Below are 23,457 nucleotides of genomic sequence, written 5' to 3' on the forward strand. Positions count from 1 at the left end.
CGCATATGAAGGCATCGTACGAACACGTAGCAATGGGCGAAGGCTGCTCGGTGCGCATCTTCAACCGCCGCATCGCGCGCATTCCGTTCGAATGGCATCACCATCCCGAGTACGAACTCACGCTGACGATGAACAGCCGCGGCAAGCGCTATATCGGCGATTCGGTCGCGAGCTACGGCGCCGACGATCTCGTGCTCGTGCCGCCCGATCTGCCGCACACGTGGGCGTCGAATCGTTCGATCGATGCGGGCGAACCGCAAGTGGCGATCGTCGTGTGGTTCAGCGGCGAATGGGCGCGGCGCATGGCGAGTTGTTGTCCCGAGTACGAGGCGCTGAACCGGCTGTTACGGCGTGCCGCATGCGGGCTTGCGTTCGGCGCGAAGGCGAGTGCGGCAATGCGCAGCCGGCTCGACGGCTTGCTGTCCGTGTCGCCGCGCGAGCGGCTTGCGGTGGCGCTGGATGTGCTCTGCGCTCTCGCCGACGAAGACGCGCAGGCGCTTGCATCGCCGAGTGCGTTTAGCGGGAACGCATCGGTGACGGGGCATGAACCCGAGCGCATCAATCGCGTGCTGGCGCTCGTCGATGCGCGCTTCGCACAGCGGCTCTCGCTACGTGAACTCGCGCAGGCGGCGAATTTGTCGGAGCGAACGCTCAATCGATATTTCGTGCAGCACGTCGGCGAAAGCGTGGGGCGTTATGTGAATCGTGTGAGGATTGGTCATGCAACGCGCATGCTTGCCGATACCGCGTGGCCCATCGCGGTGATCGCGGCGCGCTCCGGCTTTCCGAGCGTAGCGAATTTCAACCGGGCTTATAAGACCGCGAAGGGCATGACGCCGGGCGCGTACCGGCAGGAAATGGCGAACGATCGTGACAAGCGTAAAGAGGATGCGAGCGCGCTGAATGAACGCTCGCCGTCTTTGGATCGTGCGAAAGTCAGAAAGGCGCCTCGGATACGTGCCAAAGCACGCCCGACGGATCGAACAGGAAGCCGACCTTCATCCCCCAACTCTGGATCGCGGGCGCGCGCGCCGCGTTGACGCCAAAGCGTTCGCCAAGCGTTTCGGGATTCTTGTCGCGCCACCATGCATCGACATCGCGCACGAGCATTTGCAGCATGAAGTTCTCGGCGAGTTCCTTCACATAAAAGTTCTGCAGAATGAAGCTAAAGCCATCGGCTTTCAGCATGGCGATATCTTTGTCTTCATGCGTGATGCGAAAGCCGAGTGCTTCATAAAAGCGCTTGGACACATCGAAGTCTTTAGCAGGAACGAAGGGGCGCAGCGCGAGAAGTTGGCTCATCGTGAAAGCTCGCTTAAAGAAAGCGAACAGTGTACCGGTCTCCGGATTGCGAGCGCGTCTTATTTCTGCCGCTAACGAATCAAACCGACTTTATGCGTACTATCGTGTGACGGTCTACGTGGATAACCGCCGAGGCCGAATGCGTTCACGACGATCCGCTCTTCATCTTGGATGACACGCTCGTGCATCAATCGGTGAACGAGTCGGACCGTCTGCGCTATTGCATCTTCCTCGATGTATTGCGGCCCACGCATTTCGCCCGCGCACTGCATGTGCTCGTCACGGGCGTGCGTTTGAGCGTGATCTCGGTGAGGCGCGTGTTCTATGCGAACTGGGAGATGATTCGCTGAATCACGATCCCGACGCATGCAGGAAGATCTGATTGAACGCCTTGTTCCATTGACCGCGCTCGTTCATCGTCATGGCCGGATCAACGAGTGCGACGTTCACGCCCTGCATCGGCGACGCGACATTGCGATTCGTCGGCACATAATCGCGCGACACGAGAATGCGTTGCGCATCGACGGATAGCAGATAGTCGTAAAGCAGCAGCGCCGCAGCCGGATGCGGCGCATGCGTGAGCAAGGCGACGCCGTTGGCGCGTGCGGCTGCCGGCTGCAACACGAACCAGTCGATAGGCGCGCCGCGTCGCTTGGCCTGCGCCGGCATGTAGTTATAGACCTCGAGCGCAAGCGGCACTTCACCTGCGATCACGAGATTGTTGAGAAGCGAATTGCCCGTGCGCGCGGCAACGCCATTCGTATCGACGAGCGTGCGAAAGAACTCGATGCCCTTGTCGCGGCCCATTTGCGTCGCGACGGTGGCGAACCAGTCGGAACTCTTGGCCTCGATGCCGAGCTTGCCTTTCCAGTGCGCGGCAAGCAGGTCGTCATAGCGTCTGGGCAGATCGGCGGGTTTGATGAGGCGCGTGTTATATGCCTGCACCCACACGGACAGCATGGTCGATGCCCATTGCCGATGTTCCGGCACAACGTTCGGCGCAAGCTCGGCCAGCACCGGCGAGCTTACCGGCGTGAGCAGCTTCTCGCGCCGCAGCGCATCGAGATACGACGAGCCCGTATGCACGGCATCCACGATATAGCGATGCCCCTGCGATTCCGCGACGATACGCTGTACCACCTGTTCATCGCCCGCGCGCCAGATGTTGACCTTGATGCCATAGCGCGCCTCGAACGGATCGATGAGCGGCGCCACGTCCGGTTGCGCAATCGACGTATAGAAGTTCAGTTCGCCTTCTTCCTTCGCAGCGGCAAGAATCTTTTCGGCGCGGTCCGGGCCTTCGTATGAGGCGAGCGCGAGATTCGGCTGTGCCTGCGATTGCTTCGCGCACGCGGCAAGCGGCACACCGGCAGCGCCAAGTGCGAACGTCGCGCCGGCCAAACGCATCACGTCTCTTCTTGTCGTCGTCATCGGGACGTGAACCTCCGTCGTTGCGGAATGATTGCGCTTGCAACTATCGTCGCCATCATGACTCCGTTTCAGCGAAATTGCTTTGCCACACGCGTTCGAGCCGCGCATTCAAATCGTGCGGAAACGGCCCCATGCCGGACACCGCGCATAGTTCCTTCAATTGCTCCATCGAAGAAAAGCCGCCGAGTGCGGTCGTCACGCCGGGATGCGCGAGCACGAAGCGAAACGCGGCCTGTGCGAGCGTAATTCCACTTTCGCGTGCAAGGAAACTCACGCGCGCGGCACGCTCGCGCATCGTCGTGGCGTCGGCGGCGTTGGCGGATGTCTCGCGCGCAAGTGGATGATGCGCCTCGCCCGCCACGCTCTGATCGGACAGAAAGCCGCGCGCGAGCACGCTATAGATGGCGGTGCCGGCGTCGGCCTTGCGCGCATCGTCGAGTATGGCGCCGCCGTCTTTATCGACTGCGAGGTTCGCCGGAAGCACCATGCCCGCGCTCGGATTCAGCAGCGTGTAAGGCACATTGAGCACGCTGAACATGCCCGTGGCGAGCAACTCGCGCACGTAAGGCGCATCGTTGCCGCGACAGACGAAGCCGATGTAGCGCACCTTGCCTGCATCGAGCAATCGACGCAGTCCTTCGAGCGCGCCGCGTGGTCCCAGAAAATGCCGCACGCCGAGCGTGTGATAGTCGCGGCCCACAGGCGACCGCGATCCGCATACCGGTGCGTTGTGAATTTGAAGCACGTCGAGACAATCGACGCCCAGCGTCTTCAGGCTCGCTTCAGCGGAGCGCACGACATGCGCCGCGATGTCGTCGAGATTCTCCTCGCGAATCTCGACCTTCGAATTGAGCAGCGGACGCGCACGCAGCTCATGCAGCACGCGGCCGAGATTCGCCTCGGCGCTTATGTAATCCGGTGCGACGTCGAAGTAATTGATGCCCGCTTCGAGCGCCGCCTCGACGACGCGCAACTGCTCGTCGAAGCTGCCGCGCACCATCAGGCCCGCGTTGCCGCCACAGCCGAAACCGATCTCGGACACCTTCAAGTCCGTGCGCCCGATGCTTCTGTATTTCATCGCGAGCCTCCGGGCGTGTGATCAGGTCGCGTCCGCGCTGGCTTCGCGCGCGGCAATTTCCGCTTCCTCGATCCGTCGATGCAGATTCTTCACGTCTTCGATGATCGGACCATAGCGGTCGGCGTCGTCGTTGAAGAAGCCGCGATGATAGAGCTTGCGGAAATTATGCTTGAGCAGCGGCTTGCTATAGTCCGGCGCTTCTCCCGAGCCGTAGATGATCTCCGGCGATTCGTCGCGCCAGAAGTTGATCGGTTCGAGCCCTTCCTCGACGCGGCGAATCTGCTCATCGAGTTGTCTGCGCAGCAGCACGATGGGAATGTCGGTGCGGCCGAGCAACTCTTGCGAACGATCGGTGATCGCGCCTTGCGCATCCCACACGAGCGCGTCCTGCGCCAGCACGTAGTCGAGGATCGGGCGGCCGGTCTCGTCGAAACGCGGCGGCTCGTACCACGGCACGCTGTCCTGCTTGGGCGCGTCAACGCCCGGCGGCGCGGCATAGACCTGATAACAGATGTGGTACGTGTGCTCGTCATCGATCGGCACGCGAATCTGATACTCGCTGCGCGGCGCGCCGGTCTTGCCCGTCTGCGTGAAGAACGGGAAGATCACGGTCGAATGTTCGCGCGTGTAGTCCTCGTCCGCGCCAAGATCCTTCGAATAGCGCACGCCCTTCGAAATGCCATGCGTGCTCGGATTCGCATACAGCTCCTTGATGCCGATGCCGGTCTTCAAACGCGTATGCAGCGTGTGCTCGGCGCGTGCGGCCGCTTCTTCATAACGGCCCTGTTTTTCCAGCACGTACTGGAACATGTGGCCATGCGCCCATGCGCTGTGGGTCGGGTCGCCGGTGTTCTCGTGACACTGCAGCCAGTTGCAGTCGATCTTCATGATAGCGATCTGACGAATCGCATTCGGCCACACGAACAGATCCCAGCGCGGCAGCGCGGGCGCGGGCAGCGGTCCGAGATAAGCGAACACAAGTCCGCCCAGTTCCTGCACCGGATACGCCTTGAGCTTCTGCTTGATCTCGCCGCGCGGCGTGGCTTCCATGGGACGCTCGACGCATTTGCCGTCTTCGTTGAAGAGCCATCCGTGATACGGGCAACGCAAGCCGCACTGATCCGGGATACCGAACTTCAAATCGACATTGCGATGCAGGCAGCGATCGCCGATAAGCCCCAGCGTGCCGCTCTTGTCTTTGTAGAGCACGAGGTCTTCACCGAGCACGCGCACCTTGTGCACGGGATTTTCATCGTCGAACTGGGAATAGGGCGCGATGGGAATCCAGTAGCGCCGCATCAGTTCGCCGCCCGGCGTGCCCGGGCCGACGCGCGTGAGTCTTTCGTTCATCGCTGCACTCAGCATGTTCCGTCTCCGTGTTCAGGTGAATGCAGATTAGGGTTCGTCCACCGTTCTGACAAGCGGCACAAATTCTGTTGGACAGAACCTAAGTGCAAGGCTATAAATTGCTTCGTGAACGAACCTGACGAGACGCCGGCGATGAACCTCGAATACCCGATAAGAGCAGCACAGGCCCACGCGGACGCATCGCTCGACGAAGCGAACGAGCTGGAAGACAAGCGTCCGCGCGTCGAAGCCGTCGAACGTTCGCTCGCGATTCTGCAATGCTTCCGCCTGCCCGGCGAAGCGTTGTCGCTTGCGGTGCTCGCGCAGCGTTCGGGCTTCTACAAGAGCACGATTCTCAGGCTGTGCGCGTCGCTCGTTCATATGCGTTTTCTTGAACGCGACGCGAGCGGACACTTCACGCTCGGGCCTGAATTGCGTCGACTCGGCGCGTTGAGCCAGGCCGAGGTAAGTCTCGAAGATCTCGTGCGCCCCGCGCTGCAAAAGCTTTCGACGTTCACGCGCGAGACGGCTTCGTTCTACGTGCGCGACGGCGATGAGCGCGTCTGTCTCTATCGCGTGAACTCGCCGCGTTCGGCGCGGCATCACCTCGACGAAGGCTCGCGGCATCCGCTCAAAGGGGGCGCGGCCGGACGCGTGTTGTGGGCGTTCGATCCGCAATCGCGCGGCGAGGAATCGAGCATGTCGACGCGTGCGCGCGGCTGGGTCGTCTCGAAGGGCGACCGCGATCCCGATCTCGCCGCCGTCGCCGTGCCGTTGCTCAACGAGCGCGGCGAGTTGCTCGGCGCGTTGACGGTATCGGGGCTGCTCACGCGCTTCACAACGGATCAGATCAAGGTTTTTCGCAAGATGCTGCTCGATACGGCGCTCGCGCTCAAGCCGCGCTTGCCGATGAAGAGCGTGCTGCGTAACGCGGCCAACGACATCAGACGAGATTGAACTCGCGGCGCGTCGCCGCCGCCCGTAAGGAGGAGTGGTTTCATGTCTTTGCAGATGAACGCATCCGATGCGCCGATCAACATGCGCGTCACGGCGATCCGCTACGCCGCCGACGACATCAACGTGTACGAAATCCGCCGTCCCGACAACGCGGCATTGCCGCGCGCCGAGCCGGGCGCACATATCGACGTGCACATGCCGAGCGGTCTCATGCGGCAATACTCGCTCGTGACCGCCGATGGCGACGAGCGCGCGTATCTCATCGGCATCAAGCGGGATCGTGCGAGCCGGGGCGGTTCGCGCTTCATGCACGAACAATTGCGCGTCGGCCAGTTGCTCGACATAGGCGGGCCGCGCAACAACTTTCCGCTGTGCGAGACGGCGCCGCATACGGTGTTGATCGCGGGCGGTATCGGCATCACGCCGATCTGGTGCATGGCGCAGCGGCTCATGCGTCTTAACAGATCGTTCGAGTTGCACTATGCGTGTCGTGAGCGCAGGGAAGCGGCTTTTCTCGATACGCTCACAGCGTTGCCGCAAGCGAGGCTGCACTTCGATGCGGAACATGAGGGGCGTGTCATCGATATCGCGGGCATCGTCGCTGATGCGCCTTCCGGCTCGCATTTCTATTGCTGCGGACCGCAACCGATGCTGGCGGGTTACGAAGCGGCGACCGCTTCGGTCGATCCCGAATGCGTGCATATCGAATACTTCGCACCGCGTGCGGCGGCGGCGTGTGAAGGCGGGTTCGTCGTGCAGTTGCATCGTACGGGGCAGCAGTTCGAAGTGCCTCCCGGTAAAACGATTCTTCAGGTCTTGCGCGAGGGCGGCGTCTCGGCGCCGTACTCCTGCGAAGAAGGCATTTGCGGCGCATGTCAGGTCGATGTGATCGAAGGCACGCCGGATCATCGCGACAGCGTATTGAGCGAACGCGAACAGGCCGCCGGGGACACGATGTTGATTTGCTGCTCAGGCTCGAAAAGCGGACGCCTGGTGATCGACTTCTGACTTCATCGAAACGCTTGCGTTCGTTTGTTGTTGTTGTTGCAGACGAGCGCAAGCGCCGGCATCAATGCATCAATTCGCTTCGGCGGATTTGTCGAGTGCGATACCTTGCGCGACGTTCTTGCGCGGATCGCCTTGTTCGGGATAAGCATAAGGCCCGAGCCGAATGATCGAGATCACCGAGACGGCGACGAGTCCCGAGAAGACCCACAGCGCCAGATGGTACGAATGCGTGAGGTCGTAGCACAGACCGGACAGGAAGATCATGATGCCCGCGCCCCAGCCCCAGCATGCCCACATGCCGCCGCATACACGACCGAACAAACGCAGGTCGAAATAGCGGCTGACGATGAACGTGATGATGTCGGCCTCGGCGCCGATGCTAACGCCGATCATCGCTGACGCGGCCATCGCGGTGTCGCCCGTTGCGCCCGCCGCGAGAATCAGCACGCCGCACAGCGTCAGACCGAACGACATCGCCGCGACATAGGGCGCATGAACGCGGTCCATCAAATAGCCTGCAAACAAGCGCCCGACCGCAGAGGCAAGGCCCGCGATGGACAACATCGTGCCGGCCGCGCGCACGGTTTCGCCGCGATCGGTCATCATCGGAACGAGTTGCGAAAGCAACGCGAGCAAGACGCCGGACATGCAGAAGATCGCGATGCCCAGCAGACGGAACGTGCGGTCGTGACGGAAGATGGTCCATAACGAAGGCAGATCGGCGCGCGCTTCACGCGCACGACGCGAGATCGATTCATCGACGCCGGGCGGCATCTTCACGAGGAAGTAAAGCGCGGGAATCGAGAGCACGACCATCAGCGCGGCAACGCCGAGATAGCCGGTGCGCCAGCCGAAATGACGCAACAGATAGCCTGCGTATTGCGGCATCAGCATCGCGCCGATGGCCGTGCCGCCCACCGTGAGACCGAGCGCCAGTCCGCGCCGATGATCGAAGCGCGCGCACACGACCTTCGCATACGGCAATGCGTTGCTGCCCGGCGCGAAGAAGCCGACCATGACGAACACGAGGCAGAACAGTGCGAGCGACACGGGAATCACGCCGACGAGCGCAATGGAACCCGCAAACAACAGCAGAAAAACAAGCGTGGGACGACGCACGCCGAAGCGGTCGATGAGCGAGCCGAGCACGATCGTGCCCGGTCCCATCGCGAACTCGAAGATGGTGAGGCCGAGCGATACCTGCGCGCGGCTCCAGCCGTTCTCTGCGGCAATCGCCTTGATGAAGGTGCCGAACATGAACGCCGATATCACGCCCGCGCCGACGGAAAGGCAGATCGCGCCACCGAGGACGGTCCACCATCGATTGATGTCTTGCTTCAAAGCCGTGTCTCCTGCATGTCCGCGTTTGAGTTCGGGGACGATTCGTTGGTGCGTCACGCGCCGAGCGCGGCGAGCAGATCTTCCAGATAGCCCGCGCTGACGGGAAGAATCAGCATCGTGCAGTGGGGACGCAACAGGTCTGCGGTGCGGGCCGATTCACGTCGATGGCCGCAAGGTCCGATCACACCCGATACGGTCACGCCCCGGCTGCGATACGCCTGCGCCGCAACCGCGCCCGCTTGCGCATCGTCGCCTTCGCGGCCGGCGATCACCACGAGGTCCGGCGTGCCGAGCCACGCGTTCAATGCGGACGCGTTGGCATCGACGCTGCGCAGAATGCTCGCGGCATCGGCGCCTTCGGTTTGCAACAGCGCGGCGAGTTCGCTTGCATGCACGAACTGCACGTCGGCGTGTGTGCGCTCGGTGCGCTCGGCGCATCTTCGCACTTCCGCATCGTCATTGGTAAGAGCAATGACCCTGATGCGGCGCGGCGCGGAATTCGCAGCGCGCACTCTGAACCGCACTTCCGAAGGCGCGCGATGGTCGGGCGTGGTCACTGCCATGGATCGATCGTCATGTGAATGGCGCCTTCCACGCCTTCGCCTTGCAAGGTGCGCAAGGCGAGATCGGTGTCGTCGAGGCCGAAGGTATGCGTGCTCATCTGCGTGACATCGTGGCGATTCGCGGCGATGAGTTGCAGCGCCAGTTCGACCGATTGATAACTATGCCCGCGCATGCCCTTCACCGTGAGGAAGCGCGCGATGATCATGTCGCTGTTGAACTCGGGAATCGGCACGCGCTTCTGGCCGCCGAGCACGACGGTGCCGCGCTTGCGTGCAAGCTGGATCGCGGACGTGACCGTGGCGGGTCCGCCCGATGCGCAATCGATGACGAGATCCGCCATCGCGCCGCCCGTCAGATCGGCGACACGTTCGAGCACGTCTTCCTGATCGACTTCTATAACATGGTCCGCGCCCAGCCGCTTCGCGAGTGCGAGCCTTTGCTTGTCGGTCTTCGTCGACAGCCCCGTCACGATGATCTTGGCCGCGCCCGCTTCACGCGCCGCGACCACACACGACAGACCCTGCTGTCCAGGCCCCTGAATAACGACTGCCTGACCCGGCCCCGCGCCGCCTTGCAAATAAGCCCACTCGATACCGTTGCCGAGCGGAAGTGCAAGCGCGGCATGTTTCGGCGCGACCGTCGACGGCACGCGATGAAACACCGTATTCAGTTGCAGGTACTGGTACTGACTGAAGCCGCCCCAAAAACTCGGTGCAGTGCGCAAGCCGGTTGCGCCATAGCGCAGTCCGTTGAGACGCCAGTCGGTGGCATCGCAAAGACGGAACTCGTTGGAGAGACAGTATTCGCAATGGCCGCACGGCACGTACTCTTCGAGCGCGACGTAATCGCCTTCTTTCAGGCCCCAGCGTGTGCGCGCGAGTTCGCCCGCTTCCTCGATATGCCCGACCGTTTCGTGCCCGAGAATCAACGGGCCACGGCTTTGCGGCAATTGACGATAGTAGGGCGCATCGCTGCCGCATACGCCGGTGATCGCAACGCGCAAGAGTCCCGTCGATGACGTGATGTCCGGCCGCTCGAAGGTCTGAATCTCGGTGCGCGACGGCTCGACCGCAACCGCGGCCTTGAAGGTACGCGAGGATTCGCTATGTCGATGTGCTTCGTTCATGCATCAAGGCGTGCGAGATTCGAAGGAATCGCGCACGCGTGCCCTCGTCAGATGGTGGTGTGTGCCTTGCCCGCTTCCGCGTGAAGCGCGTCGTGCGCGCCTTCCTTGAACGGCTTCTCGCGATGCAGAACGATTGCGACCGAGCGCACCTTCTGCGATTCGGGATCGCGTCCCGGCGGCTCGATGCCCTTCTCGGCGAGCGCACGCGCCGCTTTCATCAGACGATGCCGCACCATGATGATGCCGTTGTCCGTCGAGACGAGGTTCTCGCGCGTGCGGTCCTGAATCGGCCCCATGCTCTCTTGCAGCGACGCATCCTGCATCGCGATGCCTTCTACGCCGCTGTACGTGATGCCCGCTTTCTGCGCGGCACGGTCCATCAGATAGTTGTTGGTCTTGTTCTGCAGCGGAATATACGTGCCGGGGATATAGCGCACGTGGATGCCCTTGCCGTCTTTCATCGCCTGCACTTCGGCTTCGGTGAGATCGCGTGTCGGATGGTAGTCGAAGCTCCATGCCCAGCAGTTCTCGTCGTCGATCGGTACCCAGAAGTGGCCGTGTACCGGATGATCGCCGCGCGGCGGGACCATCGTGAAGCAGGGCATGACCCACGGCGTGATGCGCCAGTAGTACTGGTCGTCTTCCGCATTGCGCCGTGCGCCGATGAAAAGACCGCCTTCGGATTCCACTACTTCGAACACCGGGCTCAGGTCAGACAAGTTGTATTGATTGCCGCGCGAGCCCTTGAACAGCGGGTCCGTGTTGAGGCTGCCGCTATGCAGAAACGAAACGTGGCTCGAATCGACGCCGCCTTCCAGCGCCTGAAGCCAGTTGCATTCCTGAAGACGCTTGCTCATGAACGACTGACTCAACGGCACGGTCGAGAACTCGAACGCAGGTAGCGGCGGCTGCTCGTCCTTCGGGCCCATATAGACCCAGATCACGCCGCCTTGCTCGACGAGCGGATACGACTTCAGCTTGATCTTGTTGCAGTAGCCGCTCGCAGCCGGTTCCGACGGCACATCGACGCATTGTCCGTTCACATCGTATTTCCAGCCGTGATACGGGCAGCGGATGCCGCCTTCCTCGTTGCGCCCGAACCAGAGCGAGACGCCGCGATGCGCGCAGAACTCGTCGATGAGGCCGAGCTTTCCTTCCGAATCGCGAAACGCCAGCATGCGCTCCGACAGCAGTTGCAGACGCACCGGTTCGCCGCCCGGCTCGGCGAGTTCCTCGGAAAGCAGCGCGGGCAGCCAGAAGCGCCGGAACAGTTCGCCCATCGGCGTGCCGGGGCTGGTTTGCGTGACCAGGTCGTTTTGCTCTTTTCTCAACATAGTGCTTGCCTCAGGTTTGCTGTCGTCTCTCGACGTGTGTTCGTGTGATTGTGTGGAGCGGGCGGGCCGTTTCTTACGGTTCTTTTTGTGTTGCTTTTGATTTGTTCCGTATAAAGGAACGCTGTTCTTTAAACAGGAACAAAGTTATCATTGGACCCATTCCATGTCAAACGGAGAAGGAGATAACCGATGCATCAAGCTTGCGAATTTGCCCGCCTCTGCAAAGCCGGCGACGTTGCCGAAGGTCAGGCCATCAAGATCGAAAAGAACGGCCTCACGCTGGCTGTGTTCAACATTCAGGGCGAGTACTTCGTCACCAACGACACGTGCACGCACGGCCCCGGATCGTTGTCCGAGGGTTATATCGACGGCGATGTGGTCGAGTGCGATTTCCATAACGGTTCGTTCAACATCAAGACGGGCGAAGTTGTTGCGCCGCCGTGCATGATTCCGCTCAAGACGTACAAGACGCATGTCGAGGACGGCGAGGTGGCAATCGAGATCGACAGCGAATGACACATCCGCAAGGACGCGTGCGTGATTAGCGCATCGCGTTCGCTTTCACGATCAACGTAAGGCCGCTCTTTACTTCGTCGGCCTTCATGGATGCGTATGTGATTTGCGCGCGTGCGTCGCCGCGTGCGAACTGCACGATTGCGATCGAGTCACGGTCTTTCATGCGCACCAGACCTTTCAATCTCAGCAGCGATTCACCGTATTGCTTCTGGATGTCGAGAACGTGTGTGTGCAGCGTGTCGATATCGGAGGCTTCATCGATGGCGAGGAAATGCGTCACGGCATCGTGCGCACGGAGTCGCGAGAAGGGCAGCGCGAAGGTGCTTTCAGCGCGTGGCGCGGGTTGAGCGAGAAGCGCGAGCGCATCGTGTAGCCCGAAGCTCGCGTGGGCCGAATGCGCGATGCGCGCGCCAGGATATGCATCCCTCAGTTTTGCTTCGGCAAGAACGAGTTCTTCTGCATCGACGAGATCGGTCTTCGTGACGATCACCGCATCCGCGCCTTGCAACTGTGCGCGCGCGACGCTTTCACGCGCGAGCGTATCGATCGCGTTGTTTGCGGCGATGGTCGTGAACGTGCCCGCAATGCGATAGCGCTCCTTCACGAACGCATTGAGACTCAACGCCGCGACGAGCGGCCCCGGATCCGCAAGCCCGGTCGTTTCGATGACCACCATCTCGAAGCGCGCAACGCTCCGATGCAGCCGCGCCCAGAACAATTGTTCGAGCGCTTCGTTCAGCGCGGGCAGGCCGCTGCAACAGACGCATGCATCGGCGAGCAGCATCGATGCATCGCCCGAGAATCCGAGCGTTGCGTGATCAATACCGACTTCGCCGATTTCATTGACGATGAGTGCGGCGTTGCAGAAGGGCGCTTCCTTCAGCCAGCGCGACAGCAGCGTAGATTTGCCACTGCCGAGAAAGCCAGTCACGACATAAACGGGGATACGTTCGCGAACCATGTGCGACGACGATCAGTCGCCGCGCGCGCCGAGCTTGCCCGCGTGATAGTCCCAGACCTTCTGCAGCAGATTGGGCTTCCACAGATTGCGCCGGATCGCTTCGATCTGTTCGGCATCGAGCACAGCGGGCTCGCCGAGCTGGCTCGCGAGATACTGCCGATGCGCGTTCTCTTCGAGATAGAACGCGAGCACGAACGCTTCGAGAATGCTCGATGCCGCGATCACGGAGCCATGCGACTTCATCATGGCGACGCGATGCGGCCCGAGTGCCTCGGCCAGTTCCTCGCCGAGTTCCTTGCGATTGATCGAAGCGGTCTTGGGGAAACGCTGAATCTCGCCGAGCACGGCTGCTTGCATGATGACGGGCAGCACGGCTTTGCCTGTCATGCTGAAGAGCGTGGACCAGAGCGGATGCGCATGAATCACCGAGCCGACATCCGGCCGTCTGCGATAGATCTCCGAGTGAATGTGAAACTCCATCGGCGGAACGGCATCGCCTTCGATCAGATTGCCGTCGAAATCGATGATGACGATATCGGCCGCAGTCAGCGCGCTGCGCACCGATGCCCCCGAGTTGATCAGCATGCGCTCCTGACCGGGCACGCGCCAGCTTGCGTGCCCGTTGAAGTCGATCACTTCGGCGCGTTCCAGCATGAGGATCGCGTCGGCCAGCATGCGCTTCTGGCCCGTGTGGCTTTCGGTTTGAATCGTTGCGGTCGAATTCATGACGTAACGTAATGATAATGAGCGTTCAACGCGACGACTTCCACGGAATCAGCTTGCGTTCGAGTTCGGTGAGCAAGACCGATATGCCGTAGCCCAACGCGGCGATCACGAGCAGGCCGACATACATCGTCTCTACGGAGAGCAGCTCCCACGCGTTCCAGATCATGTAACCGAGGCCGCTCTTCGAACCGATCATCTCGGCGATGGCGATCAGCATGAGACCCAGACCGATGCCAAGCTTGATGCCGCTCATGATGTGCGGCACCGCGCCGGGCAGCGCAATCGTGCGGAAGACCTGCCAGCGGCTCGCGCGAAAGTTGCGGCCCACGTCGAGATAAATCTTGTTGATTTCGAGCACGCCCGTCGCGGTATTGATGAGCACCGGAAAGAACACGCCGATCGCGACCATCACGATCTTCGACGCTTCGCCCAGACCGCAGATCAGAAGCAGGAGCGGAAAGATCGCGCTCTTCGGCACGGGATAGGTCGCGGCGATCAACGGATCGAACACGGCGCGCAACGGACGTGAAAGACCGATGGCGACACCGAGAATCAGCGCCGGAATGCCGCCCGCGAGCGTGCCCCAGAAGAGACGTTGCAGCGTGGCCCAGGTGTTGTCCCAGAGCGAGCCGTCGTTGACGAGGCCGATGAATGTGCCAAACACCTTCGACGGCGCGGGGAAAAAGCGTTCATCGATAATGCCTGTTTCCGCGAGAATCTGCCACACGATGAGCAACACGATCGGCGATGCGATGCTGATCATGCGGTCGCGGTTATTGCCCGAGAACCAGCGCTTGAGCCGTGAAGGCGGGGACGTGTATTGCATTGCGGGTGCGGTAAGTTTTTGCGCGGTTTTCATGCGTGAATCTCGCCAAGGTCGCGTGAACGGGCGCGCTGAACTTCGTCGCGCAGTTGTCCCCAGATGGAATAGACGAACTCGCCGTATTCGGGCCGTGAGCGAAGTTCGAGCACGGAGCGCGGACGTTCGAAAGGCACATCGACGATCTGTTTGGCCGTGCCCGGCTGCGCGGTCATGATCATCACGCGGTCGCCGAGCGTCACAGCTTCATCGACGCTATGCGTGATAAAGAGCACCGTCTTGCGCGTCTCTTCCCAGATGCGCAGCAACTCTTCCTGCAGCAGGACCTTGTTCTGCTCGTCGAGTGCGGAGAAGGGCTCGTCCATCAGAAGGATGTCGGGATCGTTCGCGAATGCGCGCGCGATCGATACACGTTGGCGCATGCCGCCCGACAGTTGATGCGGATAAGCCTTGGCAAAACGCGTGAGACCGGTGCGGCTCAAATAATGGCCGACCACTTCGCGGATCTGCGCCTTCGGCACGCCGCGCAAAGCGAGACCGTAGGCCGCGTTGTCCCACACCGTCATCCAGGGAAAGAGCGAATCGCCCTGAAATACCATCGAATTGCTCGGGCGCTTTTCCGCGGGCGCGCTGATCTCGACGCTACCGCTCGTCGGCTCGTCGAGGTTCGCGAGGATGCGCAGCAGCGTGGACTTGCCGCAGCCGCTCGGACCCACGATCATGAAGAAGCAGCCCGTTGGAATATCGAGCGACATGTTGTCGAGCGCGGTAACCACACCGCCGCCCGATTGAAACGACTTCGTCAAATTGCGCAGGCGAATCTTCGCAGGCGGCTCGCTGGCGGCGGGCGGTGCGTCGTCGAGAATGGAGGGAATCGACATGCCGGCTCCTTACTTAAGCGGTTTGTACGGGCCGAGTTCCTTCACGGCGTTTTCGGCGAACGATGTGTCGAGCACTTGCGCGACCGTCACGTTGCCCTTCACGACGCCCTCGCTCTTGAAGAACGCGAGATCGTTCTCGAGGCTCGGCACGTTGAGCTTGCCATCCGGATTCGTGCCCTGCGGCACGATCGTGCGATAGATGTTGGGGTCTTTGATCGGCGTGTATTCGGTGAGGATCGAAATCACTTCCGGTGCGTTCGGCCCGGCGATCTTGCCGTTCGAGAGCGCGTTGTTGTAGTCGCGCACGGCGCGGATATAGGCGCGCATGAAGGCCTTCGCCGCTTGCGGATGTTCCTTGATGAAGCCCGTCGAATAGAGCACGACCGCGAGCTGATGATTCGGATAGATTTGATCGTCGCCGACCACGCGCACGGCAGCGCCGCGTTTGACGGCTTCCGTTGCCGACGGTTCGGTGGTGAGCGCGGCATCGACCGCCTTGTTCTGCAGTGCCATCACGTGCTGCGGAAACGAGAGATAGATGCGCTCGACGTCGCTCGTCTTGAGGCCGGCTTTCTTGAGTGCCTCGTTCATGGTCGACGTGGATGCACTGCCCGTTGCGCTCCCCGCCACCTTCATGCCCTTCAGGTCGGCGAGCGATTTATAGCGGCCGTTCGCCACGAGATCGCTGCGCACGAGTAGCGGCTGATAACCGTAGCCCGGCGGCGTCGAGCCCTTGTCTGCCACGATCTTGATGCCGATGCCGCGCACCACCGCGTTATACAGCCCCGCCGATGGCGAGCCGCCCGCGACATCGAGCTGACCTGCACCGAGCGGCGCGACCATCTTGGCGCCGGAGTCGAACGGGATGAATTTCGCGTCGAGCCCTTCCTGACGGAAGTAGCCCTTTTTCTCCGCGATGAAGAACGCGACGTCGCTGCTCGCGTTGGCGATGCCGATTCGCACGGTCGTCAAATCGGCAGCACTGGCCGCCACCGATCCGAGCGCGACCCACGCGACGAGCGTCGCGCCCAATACGCTGACTCCGCAGACTCCCCTGACTCCTTTCACTGCATGTCTCCTTGATCGAACTTCTGCAAGCAATCTTCGATGAAGCGCGGCGCCCGCGCGCCGTGCCTGTCGATATGACCAGGGAAACAGCGTGGGGCGCTTGCGTTCCTTTATACGGAACATCGTATCTTGTAATGGAACAACCTTAGCATTGGCTAAATCGCGGTGTCAATGCGAAACGCAATCAGAAGCGATGACGCAGCGAGAGCTTGACCGCCACCTGGTTGGGCGTGCTCGACTGTCCGAGCGAGCCGATGGCTGCAACGGCGGGCTTGCCGGTCGAATCGATTCCCGATGCGTGCTGCCACACGCCGACGAGATTCAGGTCGGTGCGCTTGGAGAAAAAGTAGTCGGGCCCGAAATCCACCTGTTCGTATTTCGCGGATTCGGCCTTCGTATAGTCGAAGGATGCGGCGACCTGCAACGTCGGAATCACGAACCAGCGCGCATTGATTTCGTAGCTGTTGAAAGTTGCCTTGCCGGTGTTCGGCGTGGTCGGCGTGCGCAAAATGTCGTTGAAACGCGTGTTGGTATAGACGAAGCCGACCTTGCCCGCGCCGAAGCTGTACGAGATGCCCGCGCCAAAAATCTCGACCGAGTTCGCCGACGCATAGCCGCTATAGACAGGGCTTTTGCCCGGCGACGTATAGCCCGCCGCGCCCGGATTCACGGTGCCGTCGTAAGCGGAGATCGACGGGTTGTTCACGTTGTCGTAGGCGATGGCCGCCGTGATCGGGCCGTTCACATAGTTCGCCGCGAGCGTGTAGACGCGGCCCGATGCGAAGTCGCCCGCCACGCCGCCCGGCGCGAAGATGCCGGACAGACGCAGGCCATACAGATTCGGCGACACGTACTTCACCGCGTTGTTGACGCGGAAGTTCGAGTTGAGATTATCGAAGTCGCCCGGATGCGTGCCGACCCAGGCCCAGATCGACGTCGCGGCGATTTCGCCGATCCATTCGGTCATCGGATCATACTGACGGCCCAACGTGACCGTGCCATAGGGACTCGACAAGCCGACGAACGCTTGCCGGCCGAACTCGCGTCCACCTTGAAGCAGCTTGCCGTTCGACGTATCGAAGCCGTTCTCGATCGTGAAGATCGCCTTCATGCCGCCGCCGAGATCTTCGGAGCCGCGCAAACCCCAGCGGCTTCCGTTCGTCTGCCCCGTCACAGTCTCGATGTTCGAGTGTCCCGACTGATTGTTGATGTAGACCAGACCGGCGTCGAGCAGACCGTAAAGCGTGACCGAGCTTTGAGCGTGGGCGACGCCCGCTCCGGCAAGTACGGGAAGTGCGAGAAACAGCGCTGTCTTTTTCATGGGGTCTCCGTCCCTTGTTTCATAGTGATGCCGGCTCGTCGAACCGGGATGCTTTGCTGCGGAATCTTTTGATCGTCTTATTTTTGGACAGGCTAATTAATTCGGATAACTAAGCGAATATTTACCTCCTGCGCTGTTGGGCGAACCGTCTTCGAACGAATGTTCGTGCACTCTCGTTGCTAGTGGCGCGGCGACCCGGGCTAAAAAAGCGATGAAATCGGGGGCTGCCAAATCGTTCCGCTATACAGAACGATGGTCTGTTAAAATGGGACGAATCGAGTTTCTCTTTGTTTAGGTCCCTAAGTCAAGCGGAACGAAAGCTCTTCAGGGTTATTCCGCATCCGTGCAGCGCGGCAACGTCCGGAATTCGAACGATTCGTTGTTTTTGAGTCGCGAACGGTAATGCAGCGGCGTGCGGGCTATCGTTCTGAACGTTCCTTTATACGGAACGCTATTCCATTTATGTGTTCGTGAGGTATATTCGATGAAATCAGAGGCAACGCCGAACGAAGCGCAGAAGGAGGAAGGGCCGCAGCGTCTGTCGTCGGTGACGGCGGCGCTCCAGTTGCTCAAGGTCTTCTCGGAACATGAGCCGGAGCTTGGCATCAGCGTGCTCGCGAAGCGCATGGGCATTGCGAAAAGCACGGCACACCGGCTCGCAAGCGCGCTGCTCGCGGAAGGCATGCTGGAGCAGAACGAGGAGAACGGGCGTTACCGGCTCGGTATTCAGTTGTTCACGCTTGGCGCGCTCGTGCGGCGCAGGTTCGACGTAGCGAAGCAGGCCGTGCCGTTCCTGCACGTGCTGCGCGAACACACCGACGAAACCGTGCATCTCGCGGTGCTGGACGATACGAGCATCGTGTACCTGTTCAATCTCGAGAGCGATCAGGCTATCCGCATGCGTTCGTATATCGGCGTGCGCAAACCTGCGTTCTGCACCGCCGAAGGTCATGTTTTGCTGGCTTCGCGCACGCCCGACGTCGTGTCGCGTGTGCTGAAGGAAGGACTTACGGCGCGCACGCCGAAGACCAACACGGACACGCAAGTGTTCCTGAAGACGCTGGAAGCGGCGCGGCGCGACGGTTACTCGATCGACGACGAAGAGTCGGAGGTCGGCATGCGCGGCATCGCGGCGCCCGTGCGGGATATCTCGGGCAACGTGGTGGCCGCAGTGGGTGTCGGCGGTCCGGCGCAGCGGCTTACGAAGAAGGCGCTGCGCGCAGCGGTTCCGCATTTGCTTACCGCGGCCGAAGGTATTTCCGCCACGCTCGGATACCACAGGCTGCTATGAAATAACTCTTGAAACAAGGTGGATTCATGCATTCGGACGGCCACGCAAATCGCATCACGCTCGCAGCATCTGATCAATCTTTCGAATGCGAGGCCGGCGATGTGATGCTGCGCTCGGCCTTGCGCGCGGGCGTCGCGTTTCCGTACGAGTGCAACGTGGGTGCATGCGGCAACTGCAAGTTCGAACTGATCGAAGGCGAGGTCGATGTCGTATGGCCCGAGGCGCCCGGCTGGACCGCAAAGGACCGCGAGCGGCGCCGCTATCTCGGTTGTCAGAGCGCGCCGCGTGGCGACTGTACGATCAAGATGCGTCCGTCCGCGCACTATGCGCCGAAGCACACGCCGCGCCGTGTGACGGCTACGCTGGTCGCGCGTCGAGAGATTACGCACGACATCGAGGAATTCCGTTTCGAGCTTTCCGCCGACATGCCTTTCGAGCCGGGCCAGTATGCGCTGCTGACGCTTCCGGGTGTCAAGGGCCCGCGCGCGTACTCGATGAGCAATATCGTCAACGCCGGCAGTCAGCCGCGCGAGCTGCACTTCCAGATTCGCCGCGTGGCGAACGGGCAGGGCACCGGCGTGCTTTTCGATGCGCTCGATATAGGCGCGCACATCGACATCGACGGGCCTTATGGCATGGCGTATCTGCGCCGCGATGTGAAGCGCGACATTCTCTGCATCGCGGGCGGCTCGGGCCTTGCACCGATGATCTCGATTGCACGCGGCGTCGCGGCCGAACCCGCGCTCGGCGACGTCAAGCTGCATTTCCTCTATGGCGGGCGCACGCCGCGCGACGTGTGCGGCCGCGACATGCTCGAAGCATTGCCGGGCTGGGCCGAACGCCTGCATTTCCAGGCCGCTGTATCCGATGTCACGCCCGATAGCGAAACCGTCTGGGACGGTCACGTCGGCTTCGTGCATACGGTTGCCGAAACGCTCTTCGGCGAAGCACTGCGCGACATGGAGATCTATTTCGCCGGGCCGCCTGCGATGGGCGCAGCCGTGCAGCGCGCACTCGTTGCGTTGAAGGTGCCGTTCGAGCAGGTGCACTTCGATCAGTTCTATTGACTCGCACAAGACGAAGCGAGCGCCGCCTGAATCTTCAGGCCTGAATCCTTAAACACGCTGCCAGGAGCAGACCTTGTCCAAGCTGAGACTCACTTTCGGATGCTGGAATTACGACCGCACGCGCGCCCTGATGGACGGCAGCGTGCAGCCCGACGGCATCGACCTCAATTATCTGAACATGCCGGTGGAAGAGACGTTCTTTCGCATGCTGCGGCATCATGAGTTCGATGCATCGGAGATGTCGCTGTCGTCCTACACGATGTCGTGCTTTCGCGAGCCGCGTCCGTTCATCGCGATTCCGGTGTTCCCGTCGCGCTTCTTTCGTCATTCGTGCATCTACGTGAATGCGGATTCGGGCATTGAGAAGCCGCAGGATTTGATCGGCAAGCGCATCGGCAATCCGGAATATCAGATGACCGCGCCCGTCTGGATTCGCGGCATTCTGTCGGATCATTACGGCGTGCCGGTCGACAGCGTGACGTATTACACCGGCGGCGAAGAAGAGCCGAACCGGCCGGAAAAGCTCAAGCTCGATTTGCCTTCGAACATTCGCGTCGAACAAATTGGCCCGGACAAGACGCTTTCGCAGATGCTGCTCGACGGCGAGATCGATGCGCTCTATACCGCGCGCATGCCTTCTTCGTTTGTGAATGGTCAGAGGCGCGTGAAGCGTCTTTTCGAAAACTATATCGATGTCGAGCGTCAGTACTTCCGCGACACGAAAATGTTCCCGATCATGCATACGGTCGTGCTCAGGCGCGAAGTCTATGAGGCCAATCGCTGGGCCGCGCAATCGCTTTATAAGGCATTGATCGAGTCGCAACGCCGCACGTATGCCGATCTCAACGAAACCGCCGCGCTCAAGTCGATGTTGCCCTGGCTGAATGCGCACGTCGAAGAGACGCGCAAGGAAATGGGCGACGATTTCTGGCCTTATGGTCTCGACAAGAATCGCGAAAACCTGCGGACGTTCCTGCGATATTCGTATGAGCAGGGCTTATCGAAGCGCCTGCTCGAACCGGCAGAAATCTTTGCGCCGGAGACGTTCGAGTCGTTCAAGATCTGATTGCTTAACGGTCTAAGCGGTGCAATGGTCGTCAAAGAGAAACGCCCAAGACCTTGCCAAGCCCGAACGTGCAACCCGCGGCGACCATACCGATCAGCACCTGCCGCAGCGCCGAGAATATCGCGCTGCGGCCGTTGAAGAGCGATGTGAACACGCCGATCGCCGCTAGCCCCAGACCGCTCAACACGATGCATTGCGCGATAGCATCCGCGCCGCTCGACCACAGAAACGCGATGGCCGGAAAGATCGCGCCCACAGCGAAGAGCGCAAACGACGCGAACGCGGCAGTCCACGGATTGCCGCCGAGTTCTTGCGGATCGAGACCGAGTTCTTCGCGCGTGAGCGTATCGAGCGCCTTATCTTTGTCGCGCATGATCTGGGCGGCCACGCGCCGCGCTTCTGCAGGTTCGATCCCTTTCGCCTGATAGATGAGCGCGAGCTCGTGGCGCTCCGCATCCGGCATGTGCTCGAGTTCGTCCTTCTCCTTCGCGATCTGCGTGCGCGCCAGTTCGCGCGAATTCGTCACGGAGAGCCATTCACCGAGCGCCATTGAAGCGGCGCCTGCAATCAGTCCCGCGAAGGCGGTCACGAGCACGGTTCTGCTGTCGCTGCCCGCGCCCGCAACGCCCATGATGAGACAGAAGTTCGACACGAGGCCATCGTTCGCACCGAGCACCGCAGCACGCAGATCGTTACCCGATGCGACGCCGCGATGCCACGATTCAGCCGCCGCAATTGCACTGCCTTTGTCGAGGCCTTTGTTTCGATTGACCACTTCCTGAACGATATCGGCGTGATGTCGTTCTTCCGCTGACATCTGCGCGGCGTCGGGCTGGCCCGCGTATTTATCGCGATCGGCCATTTCGTTGGCGGCAACCGAACGCAGCACGAAGTCGGGTCCGAATACGCGGGCTAACGTGCGCGTGATCCGCGTCTTCAAACTGATGCGATGCGCGCGAACCGGCACGCCGTTCGCCTTGAGCTTCGCGGCCCAGATATCGGCGTGACGACGTTCGGCTTCGGCAAGGTCCGCATAGACGCGCCGCTTGTCTTCCTGCTTTTCGGCTTGCGCGAGCGTTTCGTAAAGCGCGGCGCTGTCGAGTTCGTCGGCAAGATTGGATGAAAAGCGTTTAAGCTCGGTTCGGGACGCCATGACTTTGCCTTTATCGTTCGTCTCTTTGAGTCAAGCATAGAGACGAACCTTGGGCGATGGCACTAATAGCCCTACGAACTGCGGTGAGTGCGAATGGTATCGCGTCTCATGGTTGTCATCGTTCCCGCTTAGATGTCGAGAACCAGTTCGTTCGAGCACGCGCGCGATACGCAGATCATGATCTCCGATTCTTGCTCGTCTTCATCGAGAACGAAATCGCGATGATCGGCTTCGCCCGCCAGCAAACGCGTTCTGCACGATCCGCATGTGCCGGCCTCGCATGAGCTCGGCGTGTCGATGCCGTTGGCGCGCAGCGCATCGAGGATCGATTCGCCGGGCGCGACGTTCACGCATCCGCCGCTGCGCGCAAGGCGCACCGTGAACGCTTTTTCGCCCGCTGCGTTTTCGTGCGAACTCGTGCCGAAGTCCTCGAAATGCACGGCGGACGAGGGCCAATGAGCGGTCGCGTCGCGCACCGCCTGCATCAGCGGACGCGGGCCGCAGCAATAGATATGCGTATTGCCATGTCTTTCCGCGACCAGCGGTTCGATTGCGATGGATTGCGCCCGATCGCCAAAGTCGTGATGCACGCGTACCTTGTGCGCAAGTTCGGCTGCACTGAATTCGTCGAGAAACGCAGTCGATTCGGGCGCACGCGTGCAATAGATCACATCGAATGGTGCATTGCGTGCGGCGAGTTCGGCCATCATCGCGCGCATGGGCGTGATGCCGATTCCGCCTGCGATCAGCAAATAGCGCGATGCGTCGTTTGCAAGCGGAAAGTAGTTCAGTGGTGACGATACATTCAGCGTCGTTCCCGCGTTCACATCGCGAGCCATGCTGAGGGAGCCGCCGCCGCCTGCCGCATCGCGCTTGACGGCGATCACATAGCGGTCGCGTTCGGCGGGCGCATTGCACAGCGAATAACGTCGTGCGATGCCCGCGGGTGTATGAACCAGCAGATGCGCGCCGGCGGTAAAGGGCGGCAGCGTCTCGCCGTTTCGGTCGCGCAACTCGAAGAGAAAGATGTCATCGGCGATTTCGCGCTTGTCGGTGACCGTGAGCGTAAGCATTTCTTCAGTCGTGTCTGTTTGATTAG

At 61.1% G+C, this 23,457-nt stretch carries 24 protein-coding genes; 8 read left to right on the forward strand and 16 right to left on the reverse strand.

Features of this window, described 5'->3' with window-relative positions; genetic code table 11:
- Positions 1 to 5 precede the first annotated feature (5 nt).
- Positions 6 to 1,040 (forward strand): helix-turn-helix domain-containing protein, encoded by a 1,035-nt coding sequence (locus BRPE64_RS26215; protein WP_051180555.1) that lies wholly within the window; start codon positions 6 to 8, stop codon positions 1,038 to 1,040.
- Here the strand turns inward: BRPE64_RS26215 and BRPE64_RS26220 are convergent.
- Positions 937 to 1,302 (reverse strand): VOC family protein, encoded by a 366-nt coding sequence (locus BRPE64_RS26220; protein ID WP_044043318.1) that lies wholly within the window; start codon positions 1,300 to 1,302, stop codon positions 937 to 939. The two genes, BRPE64_RS26215 and BRPE64_RS26220, sit on opposite strands and share 104 nt — an antisense overlap.
- Before the next feature lie 122 nt (positions 1,303 to 1,424).
- Here BRPE64_RS26220 and BRPE64_RS26225 point away from each other — a divergent pair, with 122 nt between their 5' ends.
- Positions 1,425 to 1,652 (forward strand): aspartyl/asparaginyl beta-hydroxylase domain-containing protein, encoded by a 228-nt coding sequence (locus BRPE64_RS26225; protein WP_144063546.1) that lies wholly within the window; start codon positions 1,425 to 1,427, stop codon positions 1,650 to 1,652.
- A 1-nt stretch (position 1,653) separates the two neighbouring features.
- On the opposite strand, the gene BRPE64_RS26230 is transcribed toward BRPE64_RS26225, so the two are convergent.
- From BRPE64_RS26230 to BRPE64_RS26240, 3 genes are read right to left on the reverse strand one after another with little or no spacing between them, the layout of a single operon-like run.
- Positions 1,654 to 2,733, reverse strand: a complete 1,080-nt coding sequence (locus BRPE64_RS26230) for an ABC transporter substrate-binding protein (protein ID WP_016347979.1) — start codon at positions 2,731 to 2,733, stop codon at positions 1,654 to 1,656.
- Between the two features lie 55 nt (positions 2,734 to 2,788).
- Entirely contained in the window at positions 2,789 to 3,811 is a 1,023-nt protein-coding gene (locus BRPE64_RS26235; RefSeq protein WP_016347980.1) for an aldo/keto reductase, read from the reverse strand.
- A gap of 21 nt (positions 3,812 to 3,832) precedes the next feature.
- The gene (locus BRPE64_RS26240; protein ID WP_232519329.1) at positions 3,833 to 5,161 is read right to left on the reverse strand and encodes a Rieske 2Fe-2S domain-containing protein; all 1,329 of its coding nucleotides are present in this window, start codon (positions 5,159 to 5,161) and stop codon (positions 3,833 to 3,835) included.
- Positions 5,162 to 5,311: 150 nt separating this feature from the next.
- Here BRPE64_RS26240 and BRPE64_RS26245 point away from each other — a divergent pair, with 150 nt between their 5' ends.
- Positions 5,312 to 6,115 (forward strand): IclR family transcriptional regulator, encoded by an 804-nt coding sequence (locus tag BRPE64_RS26245; protein ID WP_016347983.1) that lies wholly within the window; start codon positions 5,312 to 5,314, stop codon positions 6,113 to 6,115.
- Between the two features lie 42 nt (positions 6,116 to 6,157).
- Positions 6,158 to 7,123, forward strand: coding sequence for a PDR/VanB family oxidoreductase (locus BRPE64_RS26250; protein WP_016347984.1), 966 nt, complete (start codon positions 6,158 to 6,160; stop codon positions 7,121 to 7,123).
- A gap of 69 nt (positions 7,124 to 7,192) precedes the next feature.
- Here BRPE64_RS26250 and BRPE64_RS26255 read toward each other — a convergent pair whose 3' ends face one another.
- Genes BRPE64_RS26255 through BRPE64_RS26270 form a run of 4 tightly spaced genes read right to left on the reverse strand, consistent with a single transcriptional unit; the run spans position 7,193 to position 11,488 of the window.
- The gene (locus tag BRPE64_RS26255) at positions 7,193 to 8,464 is read right to left on the reverse strand and encodes an MFS transporter (RefSeq protein WP_016347985.1); all 1,272 of its coding nucleotides are present in this window, start codon (positions 8,462 to 8,464) and stop codon (positions 7,193 to 7,195) included.
- Positions 8,465 to 8,517: 53 nt separating this feature from the next.
- Positions 8,518 to 9,027 carry a hypothetical protein gene (locus BRPE64_RS26260; protein ID WP_016347986.1) on the reverse strand — a complete coding sequence of 170 codons (510 nt, stop codon included), beginning with the start codon at positions 9,025 to 9,027 and terminating at the stop codon, positions 8,518 to 8,520.
- Positions 9,018 to 10,154, reverse strand: a complete 1,137-nt coding sequence (locus BRPE64_RS26265; protein ID WP_016347987.1) for a zinc-dependent alcohol dehydrogenase — start codon at positions 10,152 to 10,154, stop codon at positions 9,018 to 9,020. Before BRPE64_RS26265 ends, BRPE64_RS26260 begins: the two co-directional genes overlap by 10 nt.
- A 47-nt stretch (positions 10,155 to 10,201) precedes the next feature.
- On the reverse strand, positions 10,202 to 11,488 hold the full coding sequence (locus tag BRPE64_RS26270) for an aromatic ring-hydroxylating dioxygenase subunit alpha (RefSeq protein WP_016347988.1): 1,287 nt from the start codon (positions 11,486 to 11,488) through the stop codon (positions 10,202 to 10,204).
- A gap of 189 nt (positions 11,489 to 11,677) precedes the next feature.
- On the opposite strand from BRPE64_RS26270, the gene BRPE64_RS26275 reads away from it, so the two are divergent.
- Positions 11,678 to 12,004 carry a non-heme iron oxygenase ferredoxin subunit gene (locus BRPE64_RS26275; protein WP_016347989.1) on the forward strand — a complete coding sequence of 109 codons (327 nt, stop codon included), beginning with the start codon at positions 11,678 to 11,680 and terminating at the stop codon, positions 12,002 to 12,004.
- A gap of 25 nt (positions 12,005 to 12,029) precedes the next feature.
- On the opposite strand, the gene BRPE64_RS26280 is transcribed toward BRPE64_RS26275, so the two are convergent.
- The 6 genes from BRPE64_RS26280 to BRPE64_RS26305 all read right to left on the reverse strand — a co-directional run bounded on the left by BRPE64_RS26280 (position 12,030) and on the right by BRPE64_RS26305 (position 17,781).
- Complete coding sequence (locus BRPE64_RS26280; protein WP_016347990.1) at positions 12,030 to 12,965, reverse strand: CobW family GTP-binding protein; 936 nt, start codon at positions 12,963 to 12,965, stop codon at positions 12,030 to 12,032.
- Between the two features lie 12 nt (positions 12,966 to 12,977).
- Entirely contained in the window at positions 12,978 to 13,691 is a 714-nt protein-coding gene (locus tag BRPE64_RS26285; RefSeq protein WP_016347991.1) for a class II aldolase/adducin family protein, read from the reverse strand.
- Positions 13,692 to 13,716: 25 nt separating this feature from the next.
- Complete coding sequence (locus BRPE64_RS26290) at positions 13,717 to 14,517, reverse strand: ABC transporter permease (protein ID WP_044043717.1); 801 nt, start codon at positions 14,515 to 14,517, stop codon at positions 13,717 to 13,719.
- A gap of 29 nt (positions 14,518 to 14,546) precedes the next feature.
- Positions 14,547 to 15,392 (reverse strand): ABC transporter ATP-binding protein, encoded by an 846-nt coding sequence (locus BRPE64_RS26295; protein ID WP_016347993.1) that lies wholly within the window; start codon positions 15,390 to 15,392, stop codon positions 14,547 to 14,549.
- Between the two features lie 9 nt (positions 15,393 to 15,401).
- Positions 15,402 to 16,460: an ABC transporter substrate-binding protein gene (locus BRPE64_RS26300; RefSeq protein WP_144063547.1), complete on the reverse strand. Its 1,059-nt coding sequence runs from the start codon at positions 16,458 to 16,460 to the stop codon at positions 15,402 to 15,404.
- 184 nt (positions 16,461 to 16,644) lie between these two features.
- A complete protein-coding gene (locus BRPE64_RS26305; RefSeq protein WP_016347996.1) occupies positions 16,645 to 17,781 on the reverse strand; it encodes a porin in 1,137 nt (378 codons plus the stop codon).
- A 484-nt stretch (positions 17,782 to 18,265) separates the two neighbouring features.
- On the opposite strand from BRPE64_RS26305, the gene BRPE64_RS26310 reads away from it, so the two are divergent.
- The 3 genes from BRPE64_RS26310 (at position 18,266) to BRPE64_RS26320 (ending at position 21,205) form a co-directional block, all read left to right on the forward strand.
- On the forward strand, positions 18,266 to 19,072 hold the full coding sequence (locus BRPE64_RS26310) for an IclR family transcriptional regulator (RefSeq protein ID WP_016347997.1): 807 nt from the start codon (positions 18,266 to 18,268) through the stop codon (positions 19,070 to 19,072).
- 26 nt (positions 19,073 to 19,098) lie between these two features.
- Positions 19,099 to 20,139, forward strand: a complete 1,041-nt coding sequence (locus tag BRPE64_RS26315; RefSeq protein ID WP_016347998.1) for a 2Fe-2S iron-sulfur cluster-binding protein — start codon at positions 19,099 to 19,101, stop codon at positions 20,137 to 20,139.
- A gap of 73 nt (positions 20,140 to 20,212) precedes the next feature.
- Entirely contained in the window at positions 20,213 to 21,205 is a 993-nt protein-coding gene (locus BRPE64_RS26320) for a 4,5-dihydroxyphthalate decarboxylase (protein ID WP_016347999.1), read from the forward strand.
- Positions 21,206 to 21,236: 31 nt separating this feature from the next.
- On the opposite strand, the gene BRPE64_RS26325 is transcribed toward BRPE64_RS26320, so the two are convergent.
- Both BRPE64_RS26325 and BRPE64_RS26330 read right to left on the reverse strand, forming a co-directional pair.
- Positions 21,237 to 22,358 carry a VIT1/CCC1 transporter family protein gene (locus tag BRPE64_RS26325; protein ID WP_016348000.1) on the reverse strand — a complete coding sequence of 374 codons (1,122 nt, stop codon included), beginning with the start codon at positions 22,356 to 22,358 and terminating at the stop codon, positions 21,237 to 21,239.
- Positions 22,359 to 22,486: 128 nt separating this feature from the next.
- A complete protein-coding gene (locus BRPE64_RS26330; RefSeq protein ID WP_016348001.1) occupies positions 22,487 to 23,431 on the reverse strand; it encodes a PDR/VanB family oxidoreductase in 945 nt (314 codons plus the stop codon).
- Between the last annotated feature and the right edge of the window lie 26 nt (positions 23,432 to 23,457).

Source organism: Caballeronia insecticola, assembly GCF_000402035.1.
Taxonomy (GTDB): Bacteria; Pseudomonadota; Gammaproteobacteria; order Burkholderiales; family Burkholderiaceae; genus Caballeronia; species Caballeronia insecticola.

Bases quoted from the DNA above. Each gene is read 5' to 3' on its own strand.
- BRPE64_RS26265 (WP_016347987.1), bottom strand. From the start codon at position 10,154: ATGAACGAAGCACATCGACATAGCGAATCCTCGCGTACCTTCAAGGCC.
- BRPE64_RS26315 (WP_016347998.1), top strand. From the start codon at position 19,099: ATGCATTCGGACGGCCACGCAAATCGCATCACGCTCGCAGCATCTGAT.
- BRPE64_RS26215 (WP_051180555.1), top strand. From the start codon at position 6: ATGAAGGCATCGTACGAACACGTAGCAATGGGCGAAGGCTGCTCGGTG.
- BRPE64_RS26310 (WP_016347997.1), top strand. From the start codon at position 18,266: ATGAAATCAGAGGCAACGCCGAACGAAGCGCAGAAGGAGGAAGGGCCG.
- BRPE64_RS26240 (WP_232519329.1), bottom strand. From the start codon at position 5,161: ATGAACGAAAGACTCACGCGCGTCGGCCCGGGCACGCCGGGCGGCGAA.
- BRPE64_RS26290 (WP_044043717.1), bottom strand. From the start codon at position 14,517: ATGCAATACACGTCCCCGCCTTCACGGCTCAAGCGCTGGTTCTCGGGC.
- BRPE64_RS26250 (WP_016347984.1), top strand. From the start codon at position 6,158: ATGTCTTTGCAGATGAACGCATCCGATGCGCCGATCAACATGCGCGTC.
- BRPE64_RS26230 (WP_016347979.1), bottom strand. From the start codon at position 2,733: ATGACGACGACAAGAAGAGACGTGATGCGTTTGGCCGGCGCGACGTTC.
- BRPE64_RS26295 (WP_016347993.1), bottom strand. From the start codon at position 15,392: ATGTCGATTCCCTCCATTCTCGACGACGCACCGCCCGCCGCCAGCGAG.
- BRPE64_RS26245 (WP_016347983.1), top strand. From the start codon at position 5,312: ATGAACCTCGAATACCCGATAAGAGCAGCACAGGCCCACGCGGACGCA.
- BRPE64_RS26235 (WP_016347980.1), bottom strand. From the start codon at position 3,811: ATGAAATACAGAAGCATCGGGCGCACGGACTTGAAGGTGTCCGAGATC.
- BRPE64_RS26220 (WP_044043318.1), bottom strand. From the start codon at position 1,302: ATGAGCCAACTTCTCGCGCTGCGCCCCTTCGTTCCTGCTAAAGACTTC.
- BRPE64_RS26270 (WP_016347988.1), bottom strand. From the start codon at position 11,488: ATGTTGAGAAAAGAGCAAAACGACCTGGTCACGCAAACCAGCCCCGGC.
- BRPE64_RS26305 (WP_016347996.1), bottom strand. From the start codon at position 17,781: ATGAAAAAGACAGCGCTGTTTCTCGCACTTCCCGTACTTGCCGGAGCG.
- BRPE64_RS26285 (WP_016347991.1), bottom strand. From the start codon at position 13,691: ATGAATTCGACCGCAACGATTCAAACCGAAAGCCACACGGGCCAGAAG.
- BRPE64_RS26325 (WP_016348000.1), bottom strand. From the start codon at position 22,358: ATGGCGTCCCGAACCGAGCTTAAACGCTTTTCATCCAATCTTGCCGAC.
- BRPE64_RS26275 (WP_016347989.1), top strand. From the start codon at position 11,678: ATGCATCAAGCTTGCGAATTTGCCCGCCTCTGCAAAGCCGGCGACGTT.
- BRPE64_RS26280 (WP_016347990.1), bottom strand. From the start codon at position 12,965: ATGGTTCGCGAACGTATCCCCGTTTATGTCGTGACTGGCTTTCTCGGC.
- BRPE64_RS26330 (WP_016348001.1), bottom strand. From the start codon at position 23,431: ATGCTTACGCTCACGGTCACCGACAAGCGCGAAATCGCCGATGACATC.
- BRPE64_RS26260 (WP_016347986.1), bottom strand. From the start codon at position 9,027: ATGGCAGTGACCACGCCCGACCATCGCGCGCCTTCGGAAGTGCGGTTC.